The organism is Paraferrimonas sp. SM1919 (assembly GCF_010993985.1).
In the GTDB taxonomy this organism is placed as follows: Bacteria; Pseudomonadota; Gammaproteobacteria; order Enterobacterales; family Shewanellaceae; genus SM1919.
This window is the reverse complement of the sequence record NZ_WINH01000001.1, coordinates 191178-208351: the sequence shown is the minus strand read 5'-3', so window position 1 is coordinate 208351 and position 17174 is coordinate 191178. Positions and strand designations below refer to the sequence as shown.

The 17174-nt window shown below is 41.9% G+C and carries 15 protein-coding genes; 9 read left to right on the top strand and 6 right to left on the bottom strand.

Features of this window, described 5'->3' with window-relative positions:
• Positions 1 to 102 precede the first annotated feature (102 nt).
• The 4 genes from GFB48_RS00885 to GFB48_RS00870 all read left to right on the top strand — a co-directional run bounded on the left by GFB48_RS00885 (position 103) and on the right by GFB48_RS00870 (position 5074).
• Positions 103 to 1587 (top strand): S10 family peptidase, encoded by a 1485-nt coding sequence (locus GFB48_RS00885; protein ID WP_240464807.1) that lies wholly within the window; start codon positions 103 to 105, stop codon positions 1585 to 1587.
• 155 nt (positions 1588 to 1742) lie between these two features.
• Positions 1743 to 3428, top strand: a complete 1686-nt coding sequence (locus tag GFB48_RS00880; RefSeq protein ID WP_163930225.1) for a methyl-accepting chemotaxis protein — start codon at positions 1743 to 1745, stop codon at positions 3426 to 3428.
• A 172-nt stretch (positions 3429 to 3600) separates the two neighbouring features.
• Positions 3601 to 4524, top strand: coding sequence for a LysR substrate-binding domain-containing protein (locus GFB48_RS00875; RefSeq protein ID WP_163930223.1), 924 nt, complete (start codon positions 3601 to 3603; stop codon positions 4522 to 4524).
• A 64-nt stretch (positions 4525 to 4588) separates the two neighbouring features.
• Positions 4589 to 5074, top strand: coding sequence for a hypothetical protein (locus tag GFB48_RS00870; protein ID WP_163930221.1), 486 nt, complete (start codon positions 4589 to 4591; stop codon positions 5072 to 5074).
• Positions 5075 to 5195: 121 nt separating this feature from the next.
• On the opposite strand, the gene GFB48_RS00865 is transcribed toward GFB48_RS00870, so the two are convergent.
• From GFB48_RS00865 to GFB48_RS00855, 3 genes are read right to left on the bottom strand one after another with little or no spacing between them, the layout of a single operon-like run.
• Complete coding sequence (locus GFB48_RS00865) at positions 5196 to 6122, bottom strand: polysaccharide deacetylase family protein (protein ID WP_163930219.1); 927 nt, start codon at positions 6120 to 6122, stop codon at positions 5196 to 5198.
• On the bottom strand, positions 6122 to 7060 hold the full coding sequence (locus GFB48_RS00860; protein ID WP_163930217.1) for a polysaccharide deacetylase family protein: 939 nt from the start codon (positions 7058 to 7060) through the stop codon (positions 6122 to 6124). The genes GFB48_RS00865 and GFB48_RS00860 overlap by 1 nt, the downstream gene beginning before the upstream one ends.
• Before the next feature lie 9 nt (positions 7061 to 7069).
• A complete protein-coding gene (locus GFB48_RS00855; protein WP_163930215.1) occupies positions 7070 to 7744 on the bottom strand; it encodes an isochorismatase family protein in 675 nt (224 codons plus the stop codon).
• Positions 7745 to 7897: 153 nt separating this feature from the next.
• On the opposite strand from GFB48_RS00855, the gene GFB48_RS00850 reads away from it, so the two are divergent.
• The 5 genes from GFB48_RS00850 (at position 7898) to GFB48_RS00830 (ending at position 11986) form a co-directional block, all read left to right on the top strand.
• Positions 7898 to 9082, top strand: coding sequence for an acyl-CoA dehydrogenase (locus tag GFB48_RS00850; RefSeq protein WP_163930213.1), 1185 nt, complete (start codon positions 7898 to 7900; stop codon positions 9080 to 9082).
• A 61-nt stretch (positions 9083 to 9143) separates the two neighbouring features.
• Positions 9144 to 9878 (top strand): DUF3108 domain-containing protein, encoded by a 735-nt coding sequence (locus GFB48_RS00845; RefSeq protein WP_163930211.1) that lies wholly within the window; start codon positions 9144 to 9146, stop codon positions 9876 to 9878.
• Positions 9871 to 11046 carry a class I SAM-dependent methyltransferase gene (locus GFB48_RS00840; RefSeq protein WP_240464806.1) on the top strand — a complete coding sequence of 392 codons (1176 nt, stop codon included), beginning with the start codon at positions 9871 to 9873 and terminating at the stop codon, positions 11044 to 11046. Before GFB48_RS00845 ends, GFB48_RS00840 begins: the two co-directional genes overlap by 8 nt.
• Complete coding sequence (locus GFB48_RS00835; protein ID WP_240464805.1) at positions 11046 to 11396, top strand: hypothetical protein; 351 nt, start codon at positions 11046 to 11048, stop codon at positions 11394 to 11396. Before GFB48_RS00840 ends, GFB48_RS00835 begins: the two co-directional genes overlap by 1 nt.
• A 74-nt stretch (positions 11397 to 11470) precedes the next feature.
• Entirely contained in the window at positions 11471 to 11986 is a 516-nt protein-coding gene (locus tag GFB48_RS00830) for a hypothetical protein (RefSeq protein ID WP_163930207.1), read from the top strand.
• Positions 11987 to 12020: 34 nt separating this feature from the next.
• Here GFB48_RS00830 and GFB48_RS00825 read toward each other — a convergent pair whose 3' ends face one another.
• The 3 genes from GFB48_RS00825 to GFB48_RS00815 are packed head-to-tail and all read right to left on the bottom strand — an operon-like array spanning position 12021 to position 17001.
• On the bottom strand, positions 12021 to 13004 hold the full coding sequence (locus tag GFB48_RS00825; RefSeq protein WP_163930205.1) for a CsiV family protein: 984 nt from the start codon (positions 13002 to 13004) through the stop codon (positions 12021 to 12023).
• Positions 13004 to 16459 carry a transcription-repair coupling factor gene (mfd, locus tag GFB48_RS00820; RefSeq protein WP_163930203.1) on the bottom strand — a complete coding sequence of 1152 codons (3456 nt, stop codon included), beginning with the start codon at positions 16457 to 16459 and terminating at the stop codon, positions 13004 to 13006. Before mfd ends, GFB48_RS00825 begins: the two co-directional genes overlap by 1 nt.
• Positions 16460 to 16461: 2 nt before the next feature.
• Positions 16462 to 17001, bottom strand: coding sequence for a hypothetical protein (locus GFB48_RS00815; protein WP_163930201.1), 540 nt, complete (start codon positions 16999 to 17001; stop codon positions 16462 to 16464).
• Positions 17002 to 17174 lie beyond the last annotated feature (173 nt).

The following is a 17174-nucleotide window of genomic DNA, read 5'->3' as shown; positions in this document are numbered from 1 at the left end:
CACCTCAATCTAGCAAATAATTGAATTGCTTGATAGTCTTGTGAAACCTACTCAGATAGAAAAATCTAAAAAATGCGAACCAAAATAATAATAGTGGCAACTATGCTCCTGTCGATATTCAACGACAACAGCTATGCAAAAGAACATGATATCAGTTTATCTGCTGATACTAAGGTGCTCACCGAGCATAAAACCACCATCAAAGGTGAGAAGGTACGTTACAGTGCTGAGGCTGGTACCCAACCTGTATGGAACGAACAAGGTGAAGCCATTGCTAGCCTGTTTTACACCTACTATCAACGTACCGATGTCAAAGACAATGCCAACAGGCCATTATTAATCTCATTTAATGGCGGCCCAGGTTCGGCATCGGTATGGATGCATGTGGCCTACACTGGCCCTAAAGTGCTGAATATCGATGATGAGGGCTATCCACTGCAACCTTATGGGGTGAAAACTAATCCATATTCAGTATTAGATGTGGCGGATATTGTTTTTGTTAACCCAGTCAATACTGGCTACTCACGGGTGCTACCGGGTAAAGACGGCAAACTGCCAGCTAAAGAGGCGCAGCAAAAACAGTTTTTTGGCGTTAATGCTGATATTAAATACCTCGCCTCTTGGATTAACACCTTTGTTAATCGCCATAACCGTTGGCGTTCACCTAAATTTTTAATTGGTGAAAGCTATGGCACCACCCGTGTCAGTGGCTTGGCGCTCGAACTGCAAAACAGTCAATGGATGTACTTAAATGGTGTGGTACTGGTATCGCCAACGGATATTGGCATTAAACGTGAGGGGCCGGTAAAGGCGGCTAACCGTTTGCCTTACTTTGCTGCAACCGCTTGGTATCACAAAGCATTATCTAAGGAGCTGCAAGCCAAAGATTTGTTAGAAGTCCTTGAAGAGGTGGAAGATTATACCTTTGATGAGTACCTACCAGCGCTGGCTAAAGGGACGCGCTTAACGGATGCAAAGCGTCAGCAGGTGGCACAACAGGTGGCGAAATACTCTGGCCTGAGCGTGCAAGAGGTGCTGCAATCCAACCTTGACGTTTCAACCCAGTATTTCTGGAAAGCCTTGCTGCGGGATAAAGGTCAGACCCTAGGGCGTTTGGACTCTCGTTACTTAGGAATTGATAAAAAAGAAGTCGGCGATCGTCCTGATTACTGGCCAGAACTGACTTCATGGTTACATTCATTCACGCCAGCCATTAACTATTATCTGCAGCAAGAACTCGGCTTTAAAACCGACATTAAGTACAACATGTTTGGTAATGTTTACCCTTGGGATAGAACCAATAATAATACCGGAGAAAATCTGCGTTTAGCGATGGCACAAAATCCTTACCTAAACGTGCTTATTCAAGCGGGTTACTATGATGGCGCCACTAACTATTTTGATGCCAAATACAATATGTGGCAGCTAGACCCTAGTGGTAAGATGAAAGATAGAATCGGCTTTAAGGGGTATCGTTCTGGCCATATGATGTATCTTCGGCATCAAGATTTACAGCTTTCTAATCAAGATTTGAGAGAATTTATCATCAACTCATTGCCTGCGGCAGATAAAGCCGCAAAATATTAAATTTTTTAATGGGAGCCTTGGGCTCCCTTATTGGTTAGCGGGACATTGTTGCTTCTTAGGTTCATTATTGAAATGTAATGGTTGGTATTTGTTGAAATTAAATCACTCTATTTGTAGTTTGATTTATAAGCAAAAACTAATACATGGCACATCGCATGAAATTAATAGATCTAACTCTAAGAAGTAAATTATTAATTATTTGTTCATTACCCTTAGTTCTTATCTGTGGAATGCTGTTCTGGCAAACCCATAGTGAACTGCAAACCTTTAAGGAAGTTGAAATTCAGCAACTCCGCCAATCGGCGATGGCAGCCAAGCAATCTGAATTAAAATCGTTAGTCACAAGTACGCTTTCGTCAATACAACCGATGTTAAAGCAACCCAGTAGCACAGCCCGTGATGAAGCAATCATCAATTACTTAAATGAGTTAAGCTATGCTAATGGCGGTTACTACTTTATCAATAGCATCGATGGTTATGCGATTGCCAATGGCCGTGACCCTTCGGTTAGGGGGACCTATTTTTTAGAAAACGCGAAAGGGCTTGCAGATAAAGTTATGCATGAAATGGTGGAAACCGCAAAAAATGGTGGCGGCTTTATTCACTTTTCTTCCAAGAAAGCCGGCTTTGGTGAGCAGAGGTTTTTAAAACTGTCTTATGTTGAACCAATCCCACAGACTCAGTGGTTTTTAGGGACAGGTTTTTATATTGATGATATTGATAAGGCTGTCATCGAAAAAGAGCAACTAATAGATGCTACCGTCAGTAATCTTGTCACATATGTTATTTGGCAATTGCCAGTCATGCTCGCTGTATTATGTTTGGTGTGTTATTTATTGATCCAAAATGCACTAACTCCACTCAGGAAAATGCATCAACAACTTCATGATATTGCTAATGGTAGCGGTGATTTAACTAAGTCATTAGACGTTAAATTATTGGACGAAGTCGGTGTTTGTGCGAACGAATTTAATGCCTTCTCCGCTCAAATTAGAGAAATTGTTATTAAGGTGGTACAGCAGGCTAATTCACTTGATAAAGTCAGTGAGATTTTAAGTACCAGCTCTAGTTCTAATCAAAGTATTATCACATCGCAAAAGCAAAAATCAGAGTTAGTTGCAACCGCAATTAATGAAATGCTGAGTTCTGCAGAAGAAATCTCTCGTTCAGCCCAAAATGCAGCCGAAGAAACCTTAGCTGCAAATAATGCTGGTGGTCTCTCGGTTGCGGCTTTAGATAAGGCCGTTCAAAAAATAACTGAGCTTTCAAACAATATTGAAGGTTCGGCTAAATTAATGCAGTCCTTAGAAAGTCAAAGCAATGGTATTGGCACCGTCTTAGAAGTGATTGAGAATATTGCCGAACAGACAAATTTACTGGCACTTAATGCTGCTATTGAAGCTGCCAGAGCTGGTGAGCAGGGGCGGGGGTTTGCCGTGGTTGCTGATGAAGTTAGGACATTAGCGAAAAGAACTCAATCCAGTACCGAAGAAATTCAAACCATGATTTTTCAGCTGCAAACAGAGGCTAAAAAAGCTGCTGAAGCGATGCGAGTCTCGCAGCGCTCATCTAGTGAGACCATTGAACAAGCACAACTGGCTAAACAATCCGTTGAGGCCATGAGTCAGTCTGTTACAGCGATTAATGATTTGAATGTGCAGGTGGCGGCTGGGGCTGAGCAACAGACTAAAGTGACCCAAGATCTCAATCAAAATGTGCATTTGTTGTATCAGATGAGCGAACAAGCAGAACAAGAAATTAAACATATTACGCAAGCAAGCGAACAACTTAAGCAAAATGCGACTTCTTTAAACAAGCAAGTTTGTAGCTTCAGTGTCTGAGCATTGAGATGAAATTAAAGGCTGCATTGTTGTGGTGCAGCGCCCTGTTATGGGGCGCTGCGGTGACAATTTAGTAGGTAAATCCGTTCAAATGGCACGGTTTAGCGTGATTTAACCTTGGTACAACTCTTGAATAGCTTAGGTAAGATTAAGTTTTATAGAGGGTAGAGTTATGCCGTTACAAATGTCCACTCGAGGATTGAGATGCTTCTGTGTTGCTGCGAAATGTTTGAGTTTTAAACATGCTGCTGAACAGCTATTTTTGACACCATCAGCGGTCAGTCATCAAATTAAGGGACTAGAGGAACAACTTGGGTTTGATTTATTTATCAGAAAGACCCGAGCAATAGAGCTGAGTCGTGCCGGTAAAGCGCTTTATCACAAAGTTGAACCGTTATTGATCGAGCTCAATGATGTACTTAATCAGGCTAAGAGTGAAAGTCACAACGAAACTCTACAAATATCAATGCCTGAATTTTTTGCCAGTGAGATATTTATACCTAAAATGAGTCATTGGACTGCAGCAAATCCTAATATTAATTTACAAATAGAGACCGTTAAATCGGGTGCTGAAACCGCTAAGGCTTCAGATTTATCTATCGTACTGTCTTCAACTAAACCTAATGCATTTTTGGTGCAATCATTATTTGCTTTAAGGTATGTGCCGGCATGTAACCATGCACGTTTTATGGAATTGAATTATTTAGGTAAGAAAGCCCTTGAAAGCATTCCTTTAATTCTACATAAAGCAAGACCTTGGGCATGGCACCAATGGGCAGAAGCCGCCAATATTAAGGACTTTAATCCCAAGCAGATCATTCAGTTTGATTCTATGTTTGGCGTTGCTAGAGCGGCTCAACAGGGGTTGGGGATCGCTTTGGCTCCGATGCCTTTAGCGCAAAACTGGTTTAAAGAAAAGATCCTTGTGCCCTTGTTTGAGCAAGAACTTAAGACCAAGGATCATTATTATTTAGTGTCTAATCAAGATGCTAAAGCTCAACCAAGTATCGAATTACTAAGAAAGTGGTTGGCAGAAGAATTAACAACTAAGGAGTCAATCAAAGTAGACAATTTTTCACTTATTAGCGGAATTTAAGTCGTTTGTCAGCAATGTTCGGTTTACCTAAGATTACTCCAGAGCAAAACTTTGGAGAAGCGATATGAAACACCTAACTTTGAAAACGGCAACCTTAATTTTTGGTTTGGCAACATCTTCAATAGCCTGTGCCAATACTTTTAAATTAGCAATGGTTGAGGATTCACAATGGTCTCAATCCGTTATCACTAAAGGCGATTTACAGCAAGGGGCTGATTTCGTACCTGCAGATGCTTTGAGTTATTTTGAGTTTAAGATGGCTACATGCGTCAGCAACTTGATGGCTTCTGAATTAGAGCAAGCCAAGATAGATTGCCAAAGTGCACTCGATGGCGTTGCTAATTTACCTGTTAATAAAGCCACTAAGAATAAGTACTATGCATTTAGCTTAAGCAACCTCGCGGTAGTGAATTATATGCAAGAGAACTTCCGTTTAGCTTATAGCCAGTTCACACAGGCCAAGCAGGTTTATGATCACAAGGTTACGGTAAGCAACATGCTGACTTTCAATGAATTAATGACACAAAATTATTTACTTGCTAAGAATTAACCCTTATTCGATTTAAGCTGGAGCTGCGCCCTGATTTTTAGGCGTAGCTTTTTTTCTTTCAAAGCAACAAACTGGGACTATTGGTCCGTTCTTTGAGGGCCAAAACAGAGTTGCACAAAGGTTACAATAGCGAATGCTGCTTGCAAATCTCTATGACTTCGCTACAACTACAGCAATAATGAGAGTCATTACTGATTTGGGCAAAAATCTGTTCTAAATACTTGATTCTATGGGGTTGCCCCATCAGCCATGGATGTATTGTTAAGGTCAATAGGCGGCCACCTTGAGTTTCAGCCTCCTGTAGTAGCAGCTTGTCAGCATCACAGATTTGTTCCACCAAGGATTGTTCAGAGTGGCCATTGTTGATGAGTATAAATTGATCACTGATTTCAGTTGATAGTGGTAGCGCCCATAATCCTTCCGCTTCACCTGTAAATGGGTAAGGCATGTCGTCATTAACCCAGTCTAGGGTGTATCCAATCCCAGCTTGTTTTAGTCTTGCTAAGGTATGCTGGCCTTGGTTTTTAGCTGGGGATAACCAACCGCTGACTTCCTTTTCAAAAAATCCTTCTAACTTGGCTTTAGGGCCCCTTATCATTGATAGTTCGGTGTCGCTGTCTAAACCACTGTGGTGCAGCGCGTCCATTTGTTCGCCATGGGCAATGACTTCATCACCACGCTCTTTAATGACTTGCATTAAGTAGGGGGCGTGCTCGATAAGTTTAGAGTTAATCGCAAAACTTGCCCTTAAGCCGAATTTATCAAGGGCTTTTAATACCCTAAAAATGCCCACTCGGTTGCCGTATTGACGCAAACTAAAGTGACGTAAATCAGGGTAGGGCATGGTCATGCCAGCAGGGACTTTAAATGGCTGATCCTTTTGGTTAAGTGGAAAAAACTGCAGTGGCACCACTATGTTCAGCGCCAGTTTTTTATCCTCAGGCCATGTGATGCTGTGACGATCTTTAAGCATTTTCCACTCATAAAGCTGGTGGTCCATGCCATAGTGGCGATTAGGGTAGCTGAGGTAGTCGTTGTCTAAGGCCATTATTTTGCTCCCTTATTGTTAATGTCAGTTATTGCATCTTGGTAATAATTATCAATAAAGTGTTTCGCGATTTCGCTTCCTGTTGCCAACCACACATCGTCGTGGTCGGTAATGTATTCAAGTGCTTGCTCAAATGCCTTTATACGATGGGGGCAACTTACCTGATAGTTGTGCGTGGGAATACACATAATGGTGCCTGATGAGTCGGCTTCTTGGTAGAGAGTATCAAAATTATCCATTAACATTTGGCCATAGCGACGGGGTTCAACTTTGTTAACCACATAGGCAATGGTATCGTTCATCTCTAAGGAATAGGGAATCGAAACGAATTTCTTGCCTGAACGAAGGTTAATTGGGGTGGGCTGATCGTCATGGAATAAATCACAAGTATAGAAACCTGCATCGTCACCAAACAGCTCAGTCGCAACTTCTGCAAATAAATCTAAGGTAAGCTCCGAGTGAGATAGAGCAGGGGCTAAGTAACCAGCACATTTTTGTCCAGTTGCTTGAAAGATAGTTGCAATGGAATCTTTGATCATATCGCGTTCTTGCTGTTCACTCATACCATAGCTGTAGCGAGTGTTGTAGATGCCATGGGAAAAGAATTCCCAGTTGCGGTCCTTAGCCATCTCAACAATTTCAGGATGGTGCTGACAAAGGGCCGTGCTGAGTGATACCGAGCCTCTGATCCCATACTTGTCTAACAACTGCATTTGACGCACATGGCCAACACGGTTGCCATAATCTCGTATCCCATAACCACTAATATCTGGCGAAGGGGTAGGCCAAGGTTTGCGGTAAGGGTTGTTGGGTGGGTGTAATTCATAAAACTCAATATTAGGCGCCACCCAAAAGGCCATTTTTTTATTTTGTGGCCAACGTATTTTGGGGCGATTTTGATAGGGCCAATAATCAAAGTGTCCTAAATCCGCTTTCATCAGTTATCCTTAAGCGTCTGCTAGTTTTAATTCAAACCAATTAAATACTTCTTCGACATCCACTACATCCGCATACTTTAAAGCAAGATCGGTGAGGTTGGCATAATGATAAGATTCATGTTTGTCGCTTACCATTTGCTCAGGCACAATGACTCGATAGCCTCGGGATAAAGCATCCACAGCTGTCGCACGAACACAGCCGGAGGTAGAGCCACCAGTTAAAATCACCGTATCTACCTGATGCCAAACCAGCAAGGATTGCAAAGGGGTTTCATGGAATGCCGAGGGCATTTTCTTTAGGTAGACCGCATCCACACTCGGAACGATTTCACAGTTATCATCAAATTCACTGCGGCGAGAATCAAATTTGATGTTCTGCAAAGAATCTTCAGTGTCGGTGCGCGTGCCCCAAATACCCGCATCAGCAGCATTATCCATATAGGCCACATGGGTCCAAATCACAGGCCACTGCAGTTGACGGCACATTCGAGCAACCTGATTGGCATACTCTAACTGATTTGGATGATTTTGATAGGCAGTATTGAATTCACCTATACAGGTATACGCTTTTTGAGGATCAATATTAATCAGAGCGGCTTTATTACCAAAGCCGAAACGTTTTCGAGTAGGATTTTCGATGACTTCAAAGAACAGTTCTTTGGCAGTCTTAGTGGTAGTTTCCATAGCAATTTCTCGTATTTGATTAATCTCAAGGGTTTTTCTCTGGAGATTGATAACAATCTATAGTGCCAACTAATAAATTGATAAAACAAATACGACTTGGATTTATTTATACGCAAGTTAAATGATTAACGCAACAGAAAAAAGAGGTGCCTTGTGGCAGACCAAGTATTAGCCAATTGGGACGATATCCTATTGTTGGATAAACAGTTAACGGAAGATGAGCGCATGATCCGTGACATGGCCAGCAGCTTTTGCCAGGAGCAATTGCAGCCAAAAATCATCAAGGGATATCGAGATGAAGTTTTTGACGCTGGTATTATGCGTCAGTTTGGCGAGATGGGTTTATTGGGCGCCACCATTGATGGCTATAACTGTTCAGGCATTAATTATGTGAGTTATGGATTAATCGCTCGGGAGGTTGAGCGTGTCGATTCAGGCTATCGCAGCGCCATGAGTGTGCAGTCATCATTGGTAATGCATCCCATTTACTCATTTGGTAGTGAACAGCAAAAACAAAAATATTTACCAAAGCTCGCGAGTGGAGAATACATCGGCTGTTTTGGTTTAACCGAGCCTGATTCAGGTTCAGATCCTGCCAGCATGAAAACCCATGCCAAAAAAGTGCCAGGTGGTTATAGTCTTAGCGGGAGTAAAATGTGGATCACTAACTCACCTATTGCTGATGTGTTTGTTGTCTGGGCTAAAAACCAAGCTGAAAATGATCAGATTTGTGGCTTCGTGCTTGAGAAAGGTATGAAGGGATTAAGTGCGCCTAAAATTGCAGGTAAATTATCATTACGGGGCTCAATCACCGGTGAAATCGTTATGGATAACGTATTTGTACCTGAAGAGAATATGTTCCCTGATGTTCGCGGCCTGCGTGGTCCCTTTAGCTGTTTGAACATGGCTCGTTATGGGATTAGCTGGGGCGCGTTAGGGGCGGCAGAGTTTTGTTGGCATGCGGCTAGGCAATATGGTTTAGATCGCAAGCAGTTTAATAAGCCTTTAGCACAAACTCAGTTATTCCAAACTAAGCTGGCTAATATGCAAACTGAAATTACCTTAGGCTTGCAGGCATCGCTGCGTGTTGGACAAATTATTGATTCTGGTGATTGGGAACCCACCATGATTTCGCTAGTAAAACGCAATAATTGTGGCAAAGCATTAGACATTGCTCGAATGGCTCGTGATATGCATGGCGGTAATGGCATCTCTGAAGAGTTTCAGGTGATCCGACATATGATCAATTTAGAGACGGTAAATACTTATGAAGGCACCTATGATGTCCATGGCTTGATTTTAGGGCGTGCTCAAACAGGCTTACAAGCATTCTATTAAAAAGGCTTGAAAGGCGCCCAAAGCGCCTTTTTTGAGGCGATAGTGATAAAGGGAAGTTAATATGGCGCACACAACAATTAAAGGCATCATTCAATATACCTCAAAAAAGCCGGAGCGGTTGGGGCAAGAGCGTGGACGTGAATATTTTACCATTACCCAGCAGGCAGATGATGCCTTGGTGATGCATGCCCACTGTGAAATAGATGATGCGCCAAATGTTATTCGTGATGTGGTGCTGGCGATGAATGCAGACGCCAGCCCAATTGATTGCTCAGTGCGCCTTAGTGTTGCAGATAAATATGAAGGCAGTGCTTGGTTTCGTTTTGCTAAAGACTATGTTGAATGCGAAAGTCATAATCAACGAGATGGCCGCATCAGTCAGCGTATTGAAACGGATGACAAAATAAAATGGTTGCAAGCTCACCCCATTGTTGGTGATGGTTTGTTAATGAAACTGTATGACTTAAACCAAGGGCCTGGTAAAACGTTTTTTCCTAACATTATGTTGACCTCGCCAGATCATCGCGGTGCGACAGGACCTTTACTATTTAAAACCGGCTTTGGTATTCGCTATGTGGGGGCGGAGACTGTCACAGTTAAAGCTGGTACTTTTGCCGCGCGTCATTTTCAGGTGGTTGATACCGCAGGGAATTTACCACAAGAGCATCCGCCCTATGATTTGTGGGTAACGGCTGATGATAATTACTTACTGCTAAAGGCGGGAGTTGCTGGTTATATGCAAACCCATTACGAGTTAACGGAAGTAGAGATTCTTCAAGGAGCAAATCATGGCTAGAGCATTACCTTCATGGCGTAAGCTAGAGGCACATCCGCTTTTGGCCAATGTTGACCATGATCAGGCGGCAAGGTTAAACTTTTTAACCCACCTAAATGTTCACCTCTCTAAAACCATGGTGCCTTCGATGAAAGACGCCTACGAGCAGCAGGTCAAGCCTTTTATAGAACAGCCGCAGACGCGGCATGATATCCGTAAAGCAATGCTGAATAATGGCTTTTTCCAGATGTGGAGCGCATTACGCCGTAATACCATGGAAATGCGTCACCAGTTGGGGCGCGCCATTGTACTGCCTCAGGCAAAAGCGCTTGCAGCTAAAGTTCAGCATTACAACCAAGGACAGTCCAGCTTGCAGCTTGACGAGAATATTGAGCAGCCAATCAATGGGGCCATCGTCGATATTCATTGCCAACCCGGTGGTTATCATACTGAATACTTTAGCGATGATGTCAGCGTTGCTGCCAGCTATGATCTCGGTTTATTTGTTACCACTGCTGGATTGTTGGGTAGCTTAAGCGATGGAGGTGGCCAAGCCATTGTAAATTGGTTGCAAAGTGAGCACCCAAAGTTTCAGCCTAAGCGTATTTTAGACTTGGGTTGTACCATAGGTCATAACGTGTTGCCATTGGCCCAAGCCTACCCTCAAGCTCAAGTAGTCGCTGTAGATACAGCCAGGCCATCCATACGTTACGCCCATGCCAGAGCCAAAGCATTGGGGGTCGAGAATATTACTTTTGTGCAAGCGAATGCTGAAAATCTCAGTCAATATGCTGATGGCAGCTTTGATTTAATTACTACCTCAATGTTCTTACATGAGCTTTCCAGTTCGGCGTTAGCGAACATCTCCAAAGAGTGTTATCGATTACTGGCTCAAGGAGGGCTGAATTTACATTTAGAGCAACCGCAGTATGCAGGGATGGAGCTATTCGAACAGTTTATGCGAGATTGGGATACCTTGTTTAACAATGAACCTTTTTGGGGGCCGATGCATGATTTAGAGCTTGACCAAGTATTCACTAAAGCAGGCTTTGATGCTGGCAGCGTGTTTAGTGTTGGGGTTGTTTCAAAAGTTGATCCAGCCATCTTTGGATCTGATGCCAATAAGGGAGAGGCGCAAGACTATGGCCGTGCTCCAATTTGGAATGCTTATGGACTATGGAAGAAATAATGATGGATATTGAAAAACTTATTGGCAAAAAAGCAAAAGGACAACGTCCTTGGTTTTTGGCTGATCAACAGGCTGAGCAGATCTTGTCTATTGTGATGTCACTGGTCATGGAATTACAGGTGAATCGTGAACGCCTGCGTTCATTAGAGGAGCTATTAGTGGTCAAAGGAGTATTAAACCAAGGTGAGATTGATAATTATATTCCCAATGATGAACAGGCACAGCAGCGTTCAGTTGATACTCAGGCCTATTTAGATAGGGTGTTGCGGATCCTACAACAGACCGCGGAAGGTATAGCCGTGCAAGAGCCAAATGTGGAACAAGCCCAACAAGAGTTGATTAAAAATTAAGCTAAGTTATTTTTGCTGCTTGTCGCCTTTTTTAATTACTGCTATTTTGTGTTTACAATAATAAGGAAATAACAGTGAAAAAGCTTTTACTCTTGCTGCTTTGGTTGCAATTAAGCGCATGTTCTGCCGTTTTATATAAGATGACTCCAGAACGAACCTTAAATCAACAGCAACTTAATCAATTACAGCCTGCTCAGGTACAAGTTAAAGTAAATCTGGAGCAAACGGCACAGTTAAACATTGAAAAAACCAAGTTAACTCTACAAGCAATGCATAATGGAACATCTGTAGAGCAGGTGTTTAGGGTGAAATTAATCAAGCGCGATAAACTTGGTTCTGATTCCGGCTGGTTATCGGTGATGCCCGCTAGCTATGATTATTATCTTGTTTTAACGACTGACGCAATAAGTCAGATGAATGAGTTCATAGATGATTACCGTAATAAGTCTATTACTGATATTCGTTTTAATTTAGAAGCTGGCTTTAGCCGTGTTGGCAAACAAAAGCAGGCCTGCTATTCAAGTTTCATCCGTTTACATGAAGACGATTATTATAATCCCATTAATCAACGTCAAATATTGGATTTGTAACAAAGCCCCTGAATAGGGGCTTTGTTTATCTCGATTAGTTTTGATTGTCGATTTGTTGCTGGGGTTGAGGTAACTTTCTTATTTGAATTAACATCCCCATTGCTGGGTGATCGAAGTAGTGCAATTGTTCAGAACGGACTCTGCGTTGCTGCTTTAATGGCAACGCATATAGGTGGGGTTCTTGTTTCACCGTTTGCCATTGCCCCTGCTCATCTTTTATTTTCTCGACGACTTGATCTACTTTTCTTAGTTGCAAATCGGTTTCTATATAAAGGTAATGATCTAGGTAAATATTTAATTCACCATTGAGTTGCCAAACTGGTGAGTTATCGTTTTTTGGGTTTAAAAGCCCCCAATCAAACATGGTCAGCTGCTCTTGCAACTGTTTTGATTTACCGTCTATTGAGTACTCATCTTTAAAGTCCTTGCCGCCATATATTTTTAATGGAATTGACCAATCTTTAGGGCCAATTGGTTGACGCCAAGCCAGGTGAATGATGGAATTGAAGTCCGAGTTGTTTTCAATCTTATTAATATGAGGGCCAAACTCAAAGGAATCGGCAGTTAACAAATAAGCATCCATTGCTTGGGCCTGGTTCCCTTTATCTTCCGGGCGCACCATCTCGTTAATATCTGTTGAGGTTTGCCAGTCATTGCTAACAGAAATAGAGGCGTTTTGCTTAGGGGTAATGCTACCTTTTATTTCTGCTGGCCAACTAGCGGGCGCTAAATTGGCTTGGTAAAGGCTATTACATCTGGCAGGATCTTGAGCCCACTCGGCAGAGGTGCAGCCTTTAGAAAGGGTAAGATTTGGCGCGGTAACTTGAACCTCAGGTTTGATTAAATCCAGACCATTGTTGGGGTAGTGCTTGCCTTGGAAGGCTTTAAATTGTTCGACCTTTTCCGGATCTGTTTTATAAAACAAGTACAGTTCGACATCAAACCAACGGATGTCGAGTTCATCAGCGTTCACTACAGGGCTAATAAACATAAAAATAAGTAAGTAAATGGATTTCACTAACTGGCTTCCTTGAGGATATTGGCTTCAAATTGATTTAGTATGTTTTCTAGTAATTCTAATCGTTCAGTTGCTTCTTCGGCTGGCATAGCAAAGCGTAGCTTCGATGGTCCATCCATTTTAAAGACATTAGGTTGAGATTGTAATAAACCAATCAAGAAAATTGGATCAACTTTATTATCTTTAGCGAATTCAACTTGACCACCCTTATGGGCAATCTCTAATTTATTCAATCCAAGGGCTTTGGCCCTGAGTTTGGCATTGGCAATGGTTAATAAGTTTTTGGCGCTCGCAGGTAGCAGTCCAAAGCGATCGATCATTTCTACTTGTAATTCATCAATGGCTTTAGGCGTATCGCAACTGGCAATGCGCTTATACAATGAAAGGCGACTGTTTACATCGCGAATATAATCATCAGGTATCAATGCTGGTACCCTTAATTCAATTTCTGTATTTTGTTTCAATAGTTTATCAAGTGATGGCGGCTCACCTTTCTTGAGTGCTTTAACGGCATCATCGAGCATTTCCATATATAGGCTAAAACCTATTTTGGATATATGACCGCTTTGTTCGTCACCAAGCAATTCACCGGCACCGCGAATCTCAAGATCTTGCGTTGCCAACATAAAACCCGCTCCCAAATCTTGCAGTTCTGAAATAGCTTCAAGACGTTTCTGGGCATCTTTAGTTAAACGCTTAACTGGTGGTGTAAGCAAATAAGCATAGGCTTGATGGTGGGAACGACCGACTCGACCACGCAGTTGATGCAATTGTGCTAGGCCAAACTTATCAGCTCGGTCAATAACAATGGTGTTAGCAGTTGGCACATCAATACCTGTTTCAATAATGGTTGAGCAAACCAGCACATTAAATCTTTTATGGTAAAAATTACTCATCACCTGTTCGAGTTCACGCTCTCGCATTTGCCCATGGGCAATGGTGATCTGGGCTTCAGGGATGAGTGCTCTAAGATCTTCTGCGCACTTTTCAATGGTGCTAACTTCATTATGAAGATAATAACATTGCCCCCCGCGAAGGATTTCCCTAAGTATTGCTTCTTTTTTTAGTTCATCACCTGTTTCACGAACAAACGTTTTAATCGCTAAGCGCTTGGCCGGAGGGGTGGCAATAATTGACAGATCACGCATCCCAGACATGGCCATATTTAACGTTCTAGGAATTGGTGTTGCAGTCATATTAAGAATATCGACATTGGCTCTGAGCTTCTTCAGTTGTTCCTTCTGGCGCACCCCAAATCTATGCTCCTCGTCCACAATCAATAGTCCTAAATCTTTAAACTTAATACCATCTTGGATAAGTTTGTGGGTACCAACGATGATATCGATATTGCCTTTTTCTAGTTCTATAATCGCTTGATTCTGCTGTTTTACTGATTTGAATCGTGACATGACATCAATGTTGATCGGCCAGTCGCTAAAACGATCGACAAAATTATCATAGTGTTGTTGGGCGAGTAACGTCGTAGGCACTAAAATAGCGACTTGTTTACCTGCGGATACTGCGGCAAAAGTTGCCCGCATTGCCACTTCCGTTTTACCAAAGCCGACATCGCCACAAACTAATCGGTCCATAGGTCTGGCTAAAGCCATATCGGATAATACTGCATTAATAGCCGTTTCTTGATCGAGCGTTTCCTCAAATGGAAAAGAGGCGGCAAATTTTTGATACTCAAGTTCATCAATTTTAATTGCAGTACCTTTTTTCGATTGTCGTTGTGCATAGATATCAAGCAGCTCGGCAGCAACATCTCTTACTTTTTCTGCTGCTTTCTTACGGGCATTTTCCCAAGTTTTCGAACCAAGCTTGTTCAGTTGAATATGGTCTTCATCTGCGCCAGAGTAACGTCCAATCAAATGCAGTGAACCAACTGGAACATAAATGATGTCGCCATCTTTATATTCAAGTTTTAAAAACTCGCCATCATTGCCGCCCATATTTAAGGTTTCTAAGCCTTGGTATAAACCAATACCATGGTCTAGGTGAACCACAGCTTGACCAACTTTCAACTCAGCCAAATTGCGGATCAGAGTTTCAGAGCTGAGTTGCTTCTGCTTGTGGCGACGTCTTTCTTGGGATATTTTTAATCCAAAAAGTTCTGTTTCACAGATTATTGCAAGGTCTTTGTCTGGGAAATAACAGCCATAACTTAACGGGCTGATGATCACCGCATATTGAACCTTGGTTTTGATAAAATCAAAGAAATGGTCACTCTCTTTTGGCTTTAGCTGGATTTTCTTTAGAAGATTTAAAAGGGCCTCTTTTCTTCCTTGGGATTCGACACTAAATACGATGCGGTTAACTTTGGGGAGAAACTCCAATAAAGCGGATAATGGCTCATTAAGCTTGTGATTTACACTCAGATCCGGCAATGGGCTGATGTTTAGGCTACAGTCAACAGCAGAGACATCAAATTGAGTTCTAGGAAACGGTTTAAGTTTGCTAAAAATATCTTCAACACCAAGAAAAAGCTGATTAGGTGGCAATAGAGGTCGGAGGGGGTCAATTGCTAATTGTTGGTGTCTTGCTTGAATATCTTCAAGGTGGTGGCGACAGGCATATTCGATATCTCCGATGGTCAGTAGCTGGGTATTTTGACTTAAATAATCGAAGATACTGACCGTTTCATCAAAGAATAAGGGTAAGTACGATTCTATTCCTGTTGGAAAAATATGATTTGAAACCTGCTGATATACCGACCCTTTTTCATTACTGACATGACTAAAGTGTTGTCGATAATTGTGTCTAAACTTGTCGATACCTGCTTGATCAGTAGCGATTTCATTAGCTGGGAGCATATTAATTGCAGCTATTTTTTCTAAGGATCGCTGGGAATCTAAATCAAAACTTCTTATCGATTCCACTTCATCATCGAATAACTCGATGCGATAAGGCATTTCATTTCCCATCGGGTATAGATCAATGATAGAGCCACGAACAGCAAATTCACCATGCTCATAGACAGCTTCGACCTGTCGATAGCCACTGTCAACCAGTTGCTGTCGTAGATTAGCAAAATCGAGAGTATCACCAACTTTAAGGTTAATAACATTACTGCCGATGAAGTTTCTAGGTGGTAGGCGGACCATAGCGGTAGTGATTGGAACAATAACAATACCCTTTTTTAAATTGGGTAATTTGGCTAAGGTTTGTAAGCGATGGCTAATAATTTCCTGATGGGGCGAGAAACTATCATAGGGTAAAGTTTCTCTATCAGGGAATAAACTTACTTCAATATCGTTTGCAAGATAGCTAAGCTCTGTTTCAAGTGCGACCGCACTGGCAGCGTCATGGGTGAGAACCAAGGTTAAGCCATTAAAATTTGCCGCTAACTGATGCAAGGTTATGCTTCGAGCAACCCCCGCTTTTGCTTGCCAGCGTCGCTTGTCTGTATTTGATTTCACGGCTTGAGGTTGAAAAGGGGATTGCAGGTTCATAGTTACGACTCTTGTGACTTGCGTGCTCTGATATTAAGTTGTTGTTGCTGAAGGCTTACTTGAACTAATCTATCTTGATTGGTTTCAGTGATAGCGATAATTTCAGCTTGGTTCAAGGTATCTTGTTGTTCAGTGATTTTGAGCAAAGTAGGAATAATGATTTGATGATCGTCCATGACGATGATTCCTAGGTAATTTTGCCCTAGAACCATAGCATCACTTGCAAAATGTAAATAAGAGCCGCCAAAGGCGCTACCAGTTACAGGTGTTTGCTTTTTAAATTCTTGTTCAACCAGAAGCTGTAGTACCAAATCAAGTTTGTGATTGAGGAGCTGTGCAAAGTCATAAAAAGCTTTACCTTGCTCAATTTTATTGAGTGCCTGTTCAGTTTGATGTTGAAGACTGATTAACTCATTGCTGATTTGCATGCCTTTTGGTAACTGTTGATACAGAGCATCGACGGAAACCGGACCTGAATATGGCGTAAGGTAAAGTTTATAATGATGTGAGACACTAAAGTAACTGTCATTGCTGGTTAACAAGAGTGCTTCCCTTATATCTATCTATTGGATAGACTAAGTATATCAGCCCAACTAAATAATTGAACTATCAAGATAATAAAGGGCTTAGGTTTGTCTAACTTGTTGTGTTTATATTCAGTAAAGCTGGTAGCATGAATAGAGTGTTAGGCTTATGTATTTTCAAACTGCTAATC

Bases quoted from the DNA above. Each gene is read 5' to 3' on its own strand.
- GFB48_RS00885 (WP_240464807.1), top strand. From the start codon at position 103: ATGCTCCTGTCGATATTCAACGACAACAGCTATGCAAAAGAACATGAT.
- GFB48_RS00880 (WP_163930225.1), top strand. From the start codon at position 1,743: ATGAAATTAATAGATCTAACTCTAAGAAGTAAATTATTAATTATTTGT.
- GFB48_RS00875 (WP_163930223.1), top strand. From the start codon at position 3,601: ATGCCGTTACAAATGTCCACTCGAGGATTGAGATGCTTCTGTGTTGCT.
- GFB48_RS00870 (WP_163930221.1), top strand. From the start codon at position 4,589: ATGAAACACCTAACTTTGAAAACGGCAACCTTAATTTTTGGTTTGGCA.
- GFB48_RS00865 (WP_163930219.1), bottom strand. From the start codon at position 6,122: ATGGCCTTAGACAACGACTACCTCAGCTACCCTAATCGCCACTATGGC.
- GFB48_RS00860 (WP_163930217.1), bottom strand. From the start codon at position 7,060: ATGAAAGCGGATTTAGGACACTTTGATTATTGGCCCTATCAAAATCGC.
- GFB48_RS00855 (WP_163930215.1), bottom strand. From the start codon at position 7,744: ATGGAAACTACCACTAAGACTGCCAAAGAACTGTTCTTTGAAGTCATC.
- GFB48_RS00845 (WP_163930211.1), top strand. From the start codon at position 9,144: ATGGCGCACACAACAATTAAAGGCATCATTCAATATACCTCAAAAAAG.
- GFB48_RS00840 (WP_240464806.1), top strand. From the start codon at position 9,871: ATGGCTAGAGCATTACCTTCATGGCGTAAGCTAGAGGCACATCCGCTT.
- GFB48_RS00835 (WP_240464805.1), top strand. From the start codon at position 11,046: ATGATGGATATTGAAAAACTTATTGGCAAAAAAGCAAAAGGACAACGT.
- mfd (WP_163930203.1), bottom strand. From the start codon at position 16,459: ATGAACCTGCAATCCCCTTTTCAACCTCAAGCCGTGAAATCAAATACA.